Here is a 7225-nt window from a genome sequence, read left to right as displayed (position 1 = left end):
GTTAGTTTGTCTAGCATCTAAAAATAAAAATTGACGTTTCACGTTGTTTGTTTCGTTCAGTTTTCAAAGAACTACTTAGTCGCTCATTTGCGACTTCCTTATGTTAACATCTTCGTTTTTCGATGTCAACTAAGTTTTTCAATTTCTTTTTTGTCGTCTTCTGCGTTTCTGCATCAGCGACGTTTATTAATTTATCATACAATATCCATTAACGTCAACACTTTTTAATAAAAAGTTCTTTTCCTTACATAACGCATACATTCTTCTGCATTAGCGACTCTTCGAAACAAACAAAAAATGATTTTATATCTTTCCTCCATCGCCTTTTTTACAACATCATGAATACGTTCATCTTCAAAATCAAATAAAAGTTCTTCTAACTCTCTCTTCAATATGTATTCCATTTCTTTTTTCTCTTCTTTCGTTAACATAAACCCAAGCAAATCATCACCTCAATCATTTCCTACAAAGCAATAAACGTTTCGCTCATTTTCACTTATCAAAATCCTATCATTCATTATATCCACTGCTTACGATATTAATCCTTTGTTCTCTTTTTAATATTTAAAGCATATATGTAACTGAAAAGGATTGGACAAAGGGGCGTAATATTATGTTTTTCTTTTTTATTACGAGTAAAAGAAATTTTAAACACATTAGCTTAATAGTGATACTTTCCTTATTTACAGCATGGCTTCTCTTTTTAAAAACATATTCACATGAATCTGCTTTTTCAACTGCTACAGGACCTAAAGTTATTTACAAAGGCGACACATCTAAAAAACAAGTTGCATTCACATTTGATATTAGTTGGGGAGACAAAAAAGCAATTCCAATCCTTGATACACTTAAAGAAAGAGACATTAAGAATGCAACCTTCTTCCTTTCTGCTGCATGGGCAGAAAGACACCCTGATGTTGTTGAACGCATCATAAAAGATGGACATGAAATCGGTAGTATGGGCTATAATTACACGTCCTACACTTCTCTAGAGACAAATGAAATACGAAGAGATCTTTTACGAGCGCAAGATGTTTTTACAAAACTCGGTGTGAAACAAGTCAAGCTATTGCGTCCACCTAGTGGAGACTTTAACAAAGCAACACTTAAAATAGCAGAATCACTCGGATACACCATCGTTCATTGGAGTAATAACTCAAACGATTGGAAAAACCCTGGTGTAAACAATATCGTTTCCACCGTCTCTAATAATTTAAAAGGTGGAGATATCGTTTTACTACACGCATCCGATTCTGCCCTTCAAACAAATAAAGCTTTACCACTGCTTCTACAAAAATTAAAAAGTGACGGATATGAGCAAATATCCGTATCACAACTTATTTCCAACACAAGTACGAAAAGTAAAGATGTACAGTAATTCTTTTCCATTGTGCCTTCACACATAAAAAGCTCTACTACCTTTCATTCAGATAATAGAGCTTTTTTCATTCGTACAAACTCTCTTATATTAGGCTGACTTACTTCTCTTTCCAATTAAACGATGTAATATAAGTAACTGATATGCATTACATAATAAAAGTGGTATCACCATTAAATATAACCAGTCTGTATCATTAATTCGAAGAGCTGGTACCCACTCAAGAATTGTTACAACAACCATAAAGAACAAAGCGGGCACAAATGCCTTTTTATTTGTTTCCTTACTTTTTATGTAAGCAACAATGGCCCCGAACATAAATAACACACCAGCAACAAGTATGTTATTCCCTAATGAAACTTCCCCATTTGCAATCAATACAGATCTTAGATACACGAAATCAAATAAAACGAATGCAATAAAGAAGAGCTGGACTGCATTCCATAAAGAAGGTGAACGGAACATACCTAATCCAAAACGATGGATTGTTAAATAAGCAAAGAATCCCATTTGACTTATAACACTAAAAATAAACCCTACACCCATCAACCAAAAGGAAACTGCTAGAATTTCCTTTCCGTCGAAATTTTGAAAAAATTTAGCGTACTTGTCCCACTCTAAAACAAACCCAATAATGACCGTGCTAATCCCACCAAGAAACAACGTCGTAAAAAATAGTCGTACCCACTTGCGGCTATTCACAACACATCCCCCATTATCCTTATATTTCTAATTAAATTGTATCAATGACAATTTCAAAAAGCTAGCCATGTTCATGTATAAATTCCCCAAAGATATTTATATTAAAAAGAGAGAACTGTGCTGAAAGGAGTTCCAACTTATGAAACGGATGCTGCTCGTTTTGACTTCTTCTTTTCTATTCCTCGCACTTGTAGCGTGTGCACAAGGAAAAGAAGCAAAGTCCGAACTTGATTACGATCAAACGAAGAAAATGATTGTTGATATTTTAAAAACCGATCAAGGTAAGAAAGCCATTCAAGATGTGTTAACTGATGAAAAAATGAAACAAGCACTCATACTAGATGAAACAGTAGTAAAGAAAACGATTGAAGATGCAATGGTATCCGACAAAGGGCAACAATTCTGGGAAAAGCTCTTTAAAGACCCTGAGTTCTCATCGAAATTCGCTAAAAGTATGGGGAAAGAACAAACAACCTTAATGAAAACATTACTAAAAGACCCTGAATACCAAGCAGGCGTTATAGAAATCATGAAAAACCCTGAAGTAGAAAAAATGATGTTACAAACGATGAAGAGCAAAGAATACCGTCAATATTTACAACAAGTACTAACCGAAACTGCTGAAAGCCCACTCTTCCAAGCTAAGATGATTGATATTATTAGTAAAGGTGTACAAAAGGCCGAAAAAAGTGGATCTGATAAAAAAGAAGCAGGCGGTGAAGGTGGTTCCCAAGACGCTAAAAAGGAACAGCAGTAAAAATTATAACGATAATAATGAGTGGACAATATATGTATCGTCCACTCATTATTATTTTATTTTTGCGCGACAGCTATTTTATCAATTACAGTCTCAGCTATCGTGCGATAAATAAGACCTGTCGTATGTGTATCTTCATATACTGATGGCGCAAAGTCTTCTTTATTCCAATCAGGTTGTTGAAGTGGGATTCGGCCAAGTACTTCTGTTTGAAGTTCTGTAGCTAACTTATCTCCTCCACCTCTTCCGAACACATATTCTTTTTCACCAGTTGTTTTACTTTCAAAATACGCCATATTTTCAACAACACCAAGAATACTATGTTCCGTACGTAAAGCCATGGCTCCAGCACGCGCTGCTACAAATGCCGCTGTTGGATGTGGCGTTGTTACAATAATCTCTTTACAAGCCGGCAACATCGAATGTAAGTCTAGCGCAACATCACCTGTACCCGGTGGTAAATCTAAAACTAAATAGTCTAAATCGCCCCATTCTACTTCTGTGAAGAAGTGATTTAACATTTTCCCAAGCATAGGCCCTCTCCAAATAACCGGTGCATTATCTTCTACAAAGAATCCCATTGAGATTACCTTTACACCTAGACGCTCCACTGGAATTATTCTGTCACCTCTTACAACAGGTCGTTTTTCTATCCCCATCATATCAGGTACGCTAAAACCATAAATATCAGCATCAATGATACCAACCTTTTTCCCTAATCGAGCTAGAGCAACGGCAAGGTTAACAGAAACTGTTGATTTTCCTACTCCACCTTTTCCACTCGCCACTGCTAAAAATGTTGTTTTTGAATTTGGTGACAATAAAGATTCATTTTGCTCTTCTTCCTGTTCCGGTGCAAACTGAGCTAATTCCTCTTCTGTAAATTCTGCAAAGCGAAGCCCTACTGTTGCCGCTCCTAATTCTTTTACTAACTTTACAATTCCAGATTGCAATTGCATTTGTTCCGCTGTACCGGTTTTTACGATTGCAATTTTAACACTTACATGTTCCTTCTCAGGCTTAACTGTTACCTCTTTAATTGCACCTGTTTCTTTTAACGTTTTATGTAAAAACGGATCTACAATCCCTTCTAATGCTTCCACTACTTGCTCTTTCGTTACCATAGTTAGCCCAGCCCCCTGTATGAAAAATAACGTAATGTTAATTAAATGTATCTCTCTTCATTTTTGAAATAAATGCGTTTACATTTCCAGTATAACATATTTTCGGAAAACTTCGTTAACGAGAGAAACTCAAAAAATCCTCCTTATTCTGGAGGATTTCCTTTTTCCGTGAAATAACGTAATATACCACGATATACTGCAGCAGCTACCTTTTGCTGATATTTCTCCGAATTTAACATATACCTTTCGTTTACATTCGATAAAAAGCCAGCTTCAATTAGAGCACCTGGTGTTTTCGCATACTTTAATAAATACACATGAGAAATTGTTTTAGCAGAACGATTCGTATTCTCTAAACTCGTTCTCAATTCAGCTTGTATAAATTTCGCAGCACGCTCATTTTCAACCGAAGAACGGTAGTAGAACGTTTGTGCGCCCTTTGATCCACTACTAGTTAAAGCATTTAAATGAATGCTCGCAAAAAAGTCTACATCAGGTTTATTAATAATCTCTACACGCTTTTTTAAATCCTCTGCTTTACGTCTACTATATGATTTTGTATCTTTCTGAGCTAAATCATAATCTCCCTCACGTGTTAAAATAACTAGTGCACCTTGTTCTTGTAAATAATCTTGTACCTTCTTTGTAATCTCAAGCGTAATATCTTTTTCTATAATATCTTTTCCACCAACAGCCCCTCCGTCTGGTCCACCATGCCCAGCATCTAATACAATCACTTTCCCTGATAAGGGTAAATTCCACGCTCGCCACGATTTTGTAATTTGAAATTCTTGTTTGACTAAAAAAAACAAAACAACCGCAGCGAGTGCAAAAGAGATAATTCGAATTCTCTTCATACCTTTCCTCCTCCAGCTAGTCCCTCTAATTACTTATATGGGACAAGAGGAAAGTTTATGCTTGTCTTAATGAAGCTTTAATCGATATCTTCTTTCACCTTTTTCATATCCTTCCTGCCACCATAAGCCAATAAACTGCTGACAAGATTCAAAAAGTAATTCCTCATCTTGTAACTTAATTTCTCTCATAGTCATGCTCGTTAAAAATTGAAATAGTGTTTCCGTTAATTGTTGCTCTTCTTCTAAGGCTCTATATTTCACATCAAAGAATGATTCACCATAATAACCAAACTTACTGTATCTCGCTCCTAATAAATACGATTCTATCCCTAATTCAATACAGTAATCTTCATACTGACGATGAAGTTCCTGCATCTGAAAGGCATCTCTAATATTTGAACGTAATGTTTTTAATGATAATTCTCGCAGCATCTTCCGTTCATATTTCAGCTGCTTTTCTTTTTGTTTTTCTTGTAAGCTGACAATGACATTCATAGTACTTATAAACCTCCCTAATACGTATTAGTCTAAACTTCTAAAGAAGAAGCATACGCGAGAGGATAGCACTAAAATATTCCAAACTACAAAAATTTCAAAAGAGGAATGAAACATAAAAAAACCCCAACCAAAATGGTTGGGGTTTTTAGTTCGCAAAAATTAACGTTTTGAGAACTGAGGTGCACGACGTGCGCCTTTAAGACCGTATTTTTTACGCTCTTTCATACGTGCGTCACGAGTTAATAGACCTGCACGTTTTAGTGTTAGACGGTATTCTGGATCAGCTTTTAATAAAGCGCGAGAAATACCGTGACGAATAGCACCAGCTTGACCAGTGTATCCACCACCATTTACGTTTACAAGTACATCGTAGTTACCTAAAGTTTCTGTTGCAACTAGAGGTTGTTTCACTACTTCACGTAATGCAGCAAATGGGATATAGTTTTCAAAATCACGACCGTTAATGATAACGCGTCCTTCGCCTGGAACTAGGCGTACGCGCGCTACTGAACTCTTACGACGTCCAGTGCCATAGTATTGAACCTGTGCCAAAGTAAGCCCTCCTTTAATTAATTATCCGCGAAGTTCGTAAACTTCTGGTTTTTGTGCTTGGTGTGGATGCTCTGCTCCAGCATACACGTTTAGTTTCTTAGAAACTTGACGGCCTAAGCGTCCTTTTGGAAGCATGCCTTTAATTGCAAGCTCTAACATTTGTACAGGGTAGTTTGTACGCATTTCTAGAGCTGTTCTTTGTTTAAGTCCACCTGGGTGGTTAGTGTGACGGTAGTAAATTTTATCGTTTAATTTATTACCTGTTAAATGAATTTTCTCAGCGTTAATAATAATTACATGATCACCCGTGTCAACGTGTGGTGTAAATGTAGGTTTGTTTTTACCGCGTAAAATAGATGCTACTTCTGTAGATAGGCGACCTAAAGTTTGACCTTCAGCATCAACCACATACCATTTACGCTCAACTTCGTTAGCTTTTGCCATAAAAGTCGTACGCATGTGTTTCCCTCCTCGTTATCTTTTCCATAGAAAAAATCTATTGTTTATCTTAAACACGATTTCCTTCCGGGGCTAATCGTGGTTTTAGAAACAATACCATATGTTATGATATACTTTTGAGTTTCTAATGTCAAGCAAATGTTACACCAGGATTAGTTGTTATAGTTTACCTGCCATAAGTAAAGCCCATGACCAGGAGCCATCTTTCCAGCAAACTGACGATTTTGTTTCGCTAGAATCTCTGGAATGCTGTCTGGATCAAGCTTTCCTTGCCCTACGTTCAGTAACGTACCAACAATAATTCTGACCATATTATATAAAAATCCATTACCTACAAAACGAAAAATTAATTCATCATCTTGCTCGATTAGCTCAATTTCATAAATTGTTCTCACTTTATCTTTTTTGTCAGTTTTTGCCGAACAAAAAGAAGTGAAGTCATGCGTTCCAATAAAATAAGGAATCGCTTTTCTTATAGAGTTTATTTCAAGCGGATATGGATATTGATATACGTAATTTCTACGGAATACGTCCGCAGTCTTTGATAATAACACACGATAACGATATTCTTTTCTCTCAACACCGTAACGCGCATGAAATTCTTCTGTTTTTTTCTCTACCTGTCTGATAACAATATCATCTGGCAACATTGTGTTTAATGCATTACTCCATTGCCACTCTTCAAGAGACAACGGTGTATCAAAGTGTATAACTTGTCCTTTAGCGTGAACGGTAGAATCCGTTCTGCCCGATGCCTGAACACGAACAAGTTCTCCTTTATGCAATTTCTGCAAAGCTTTTTCAATCTCTTGTTGAACAGTACGATGTTGCGGCTGAATTTGATAACCACAAAAATGCATGCCATCATATGCAACCGTACATTTTATTCTATCCATTT

General features: G+C 36.3%; 10 protein-coding genes. 2 read left to right on the top strand and 8 right to left on the bottom strand.

Translation table 11 applies throughout. The annotated features are described in order from the left end of the window. Positions 1-224 precede the first annotated feature (224 nt). Positions 225-443 carry a hypothetical protein gene (locus PDL00_RS30855; protein ID WP_000900298.1) on the bottom strand — a complete coding sequence of 73 codons (219 nt, stop codon included), beginning with the start codon at positions 441-443 and terminating at the stop codon, positions 225-227. 170 nt (positions 444-613) lie between these two features. Between PDL00_RS30855 and pdaB the strand changes: the two genes are divergently transcribed. After that, a complete protein-coding gene (gene pdaB / locus PDL00_RS30850; RefSeq protein ID WP_060629220.1) occupies positions 614-1378 on the top strand; it encodes a polysaccharide deacetylase family sporulation protein PdaB in 765 nt (254 codons plus the stop codon). Positions 1379-1468: 90 nt separating this feature from the next. Here pdaB and kbaA read toward each other — a convergent pair whose 3' ends face one another. Further along, positions 1469-2080, bottom strand: a complete 612-nt coding sequence (gene kbaA, locus PDL00_RS30845; protein WP_001088506.1) for a KinB signaling pathway activation protein KbaA — start codon at positions 2078-2080, stop codon at positions 1469-1471. Between the two features lie 139 nt (positions 2081-2219). Here kbaA and gerD point away from each other — a divergent pair, with 139 nt between their 5' ends. Then, positions 2220-2837, top strand: coding sequence for a spore germination protein GerD (gerD, locus tag PDL00_RS30840; protein ID WP_262741705.1), 618 nt, complete (start codon positions 2220-2222; stop codon positions 2835-2837). Positions 2838-2893: 56 nt separating this feature from the next. Here the strand turns inward: gerD and PDL00_RS30835 are convergent, their stop codons facing one another. The 6 genes from PDL00_RS30835 to truA all read right to left on the bottom strand — a co-directional run bounded on the left by PDL00_RS30835 (position 2894) and on the right by truA (position 7223). Then, positions 2894-3961 carry an Mrp/NBP35 family ATP-binding protein gene (locus PDL00_RS30835; protein ID WP_242256724.1) on the bottom strand — a complete coding sequence of 356 codons (1068 nt, stop codon included), beginning with the start codon at positions 3959-3961 and terminating at the stop codon, positions 2894-2896. Positions 3962-4104: 143 nt separating this feature from the next. Beyond that, positions 4105-4818 (bottom strand): N-acetylmuramoyl-L-alanine amidase CwlD, encoded by a 714-nt coding sequence (gene cwlD, locus PDL00_RS30830; RefSeq protein WP_000822446.1) that lies wholly within the window; start codon positions 4816-4818, stop codon positions 4105-4107. Positions 4819-4884: 66 nt separating this feature from the next. Next, the gene (locus tag PDL00_RS30825; protein ID WP_001101006.1) at positions 4885-5313 is read right to left on the bottom strand and encodes a YbaK family protein; all 429 of its coding nucleotides are present in this window, start codon (positions 5311-5313) and stop codon (positions 4885-4887) included. A 162-nt stretch (positions 5314-5475) separates the two neighbouring features. Further along, on the bottom strand, positions 5476-5868 hold the full coding sequence (rpsI, locus tag PDL00_RS30820) for a 30S ribosomal protein S9 (RefSeq protein ID WP_000079986.1): 393 nt from the start codon (positions 5866-5868) through the stop codon (positions 5476-5478). Positions 5869-5889: 21 nt separating this feature from the next. Then, positions 5890-6327 (bottom strand): 50S ribosomal protein L13, encoded by a 438-nt coding sequence (rplM, locus tag PDL00_RS30815; RefSeq protein WP_001260795.1) that lies wholly within the window; start codon positions 6325-6327, stop codon positions 5890-5892. Between the two features lie 152 nt (positions 6328-6479). Further along, positions 6480-7223, bottom strand: coding sequence for a tRNA pseudouridine(38-40) synthase TruA (truA, locus tag PDL00_RS30810; RefSeq protein WP_033656275.1), 744 nt, complete (start codon positions 7221-7223; stop codon positions 6480-6482). Positions 7224-7225: the final 2 nt, after the last annotated feature.

The sequence above is a fragment of the Bacillus cereus group sp. TH152-1LC genome, from assembly GCF_027710505.1.
GTDB classification, from domain to species: Bacteria; Bacillota; Bacilli; order Bacillales; family Bacillaceae_G; genus Bacillus_A; species Bacillus_A mobilis.
This window is presented reverse-complemented; position numbering and strand designations above follow the sequence as displayed.